The organism is Oscillibacter valericigenes (genome assembly GCF_021531435.1).
Taxonomy (GTDB): domain Bacteria; phylum Bacillota; class Clostridia; order Oscillospirales; family Oscillospiraceae; genus Oscillibacter; species Oscillibacter valericigenes_B.
Genome location: NZ_JAFBIS010000057.1, coordinates 1 through 2,414 on the forward strand (window position 1 = coordinate 1; position 2,414 = coordinate 2,414).

Annotated in this window: 2 protein-coding genes; both read left to right on the forward strand. The window is 53.2% G+C overall.

Going from position 1 to position 2,414, the window contains the following annotated elements; translation table 11 throughout:
* Positions 1-158: 158 nt before the first annotated feature.
* Entirely contained in the window at positions 159-1,715 is a 1,557-nt protein-coding gene (locus JQM68_RS13485) for a Mu transposase domain-containing protein (RefSeq protein ID WP_235223538.1), read from the forward strand.
* Positions 1,715-2,414: ATP-binding protein (locus JQM68_RS13490; RefSeq protein WP_235223539.1), on the forward strand; the 700-nt coding region annotated here is incomplete at its 3' end. The genes JQM68_RS13485 and JQM68_RS13490, both read left to right, overlap by 1 nt.

A 2,414-nucleotide genomic window follows, 5' to 3' on the forward strand; every position in this document is an offset into this window, starting at 1 on the left:
TGCAAATTTCGCCCGAACGGTGTGAGGATTTCGTTTCGGACGGTGTGAGTATTTCGGTTTAAGCGGTGCGGCTGTTTCGGATGAACGGTGCGTACCAGCTTTGGGTGTGATACAGTCTTTCCTGCAGCAGCCGCTGCAAGAAAGGAGTATCATTTTCAATGCAAAACAGCACAACCATCCTTGGCATCATCGAGATGCGCCTGAAGGGTATCTCCTACGACGATTGCCGCAATCGCTACGGTGTCGGCAACAGCACCGTGAACCTCATCATGTCCCGATACCGGGCCAAGGGCATCCCGCTGGAGGTTCTGAAGCAGATGCCTGGCTCGGAGGTGGAGGCCTCCTTTTATCCGCCATCTAATGTCCGCAGGAAGTCTGAGGACATCATGCCGGACTATGAGGCCATCTACAATCGGATCAACCAGGATGGCAGTAAGGCCAATTTGTACTTCATGTGGCTCCGGTACAAGAAGGAGCATCCCTCCGGATACCAGTACACCCAGTTTTGCCATTACTTCAACCAGTATGTCGACACTCACCACGGATCTCAGAACCTCCGCATGGCGGTGGAGCGGGTTCCAGGAGAGCGTGTGTATATCGACTGGGTCGGTGACCAGCCGGAACTTCTGGTAGACTCTCAGACCGGCGAACTCCGGAAGGTGCATATCTTCGTCACCACCGTGGGTGTCAGCAGCATGATCTATGCGGAAGCTTTTCCTGACGAGAAGCTGCCCAGTTTCGTCGCAGGCACCGTCCATGCCCTAGACTACTATGGTGCGGCTCCCAAGTATCTGGTTCCGGACAACCTCCGTGCCGCCGTTACAAAGCACACGAAGGATGAGCTGATCCTCAATTCTGCATATCAGGATCTGGAACAGTTCTATGAGGTGGTGATTCTGCCACCTCCGGCCCGGAAGCCCACCGGCAAGGCTACCGTGGAGAAAGGCGTCCAGTGGCTGGAAACCCACTTGCTGGAGGACCTAAAGGAACAGGTCTACTACACCATAGAGGAGCTGAACCGGAATGTCCGGCGGATCGTGGATAACCTGAACGACCGAAAAATTCAGGGTCAGAGTTTCTCCCGGCGGGAGGCATTTGAGTTTTACGACAAGTCAAAGATGCGCCCCTTGAATAGCGGACATTTCACTCCCTGCGAGTATCGTTATTTTGGGAAGGTTCCCAACAACTACCATCTTCTGTTCGACGAACATTACTATTCTGTTCCCTGCACCATGTATGGCCAACCTGCTTTTCTCAAAGCAACCATGGCAGAGATCCGAATTTGTGACCGGAATAATAAGCTGATTTGCACCCATAGACGGTCTTATACCACATTTCCAAAGTACATCACGAAGACTGAGCACATGCCCCCGGAACATCGTTTCTACCGGGATGTGAATGAGAAGGACGGCGAATACTACCGCCGCTGGGCCGCCGGATACGGCCCCTATACGGCAAAAATGATTGACACAGTTCTCCTTTCCGGGCAGCATGAGGAACAGTCCTATAACAGCTGCAACGGTATCCTCCATATGTGTACTGGGCAGTCCAAGCTGCTGGTGGAGGAAGCAGCCCGGCTCTGCGTGGAGGGCAACGCCTGCCGATATTCCTATTTCAAACGGTGCCTGAAGCAACTGACGAACCGCAGCCAGACAAAGGAACAGCAGCAGCTACCTTCCCATGAGAATCTCCGAGGAAAGGAGATCTATAAGTGATGACAGATATCCTTTCTACCGGAGATTATGAACTGTGCAGCAAGCTGAAAGCCATGCGATTTTCCGGCATGGCAGAGGCATTGGAGGAACTGCTAAGGGATCCCAACTCCGACTTGATCCCGTTCCGCGAGAAGGTTGGCAGATTGGTAGATGCAGAATGGGATCTGCGCTACAACAAAAAGCTGAACCGCTTCATTAAGAAGGCTACGCTGAAATATCCCCATGCCGATCTGGATGAGACGATCTACGATCCGGAACGGCTTCTGGATACCAGGATCATTGAGGAACTGACCAAGTGTAAATGGGTGGAGGAAGGCCGGAACCTGATGGTCACCGGCCAGACCGGCTCTGGTAAGAGTTATCTGGCTAACGCTCTGGCGATCTGTGCTCTGCGGCAGTTCAAGACCGTGAAGTACTGCAAGGCCAGCCATCTTATTGACGAGCTGAACCGGGCCGAGGCAATGGACAACTACCGGGAGACGCTGGCTAATCTGGTGTCATTTGACCTGCTGGTGATTGATGATTTCGGCCTGATGCAGCTGGATCTGAACAAGTGCCGGAACCTGTTCGAGGTACTGGAAAGCCGGGATCCGGGCCGGTCCACCATGGTGATCTCCCAGTTCCCGGTGAACGCCTGGTACGACCTGTTCCAGGAACATACCTACGCTGACGCTTGTCTAAATCGATTGTTGCATAACT

What these genes read in the sequence shown, in the direction of transcription:
- JQM68_RS13485 (WP_235223538.1), top strand. Translation starts at nt 159, where the DNA reads ATGCAAAACAGCACAACCATCCTTGGCATCATCGAGATGCGCCTGAAG.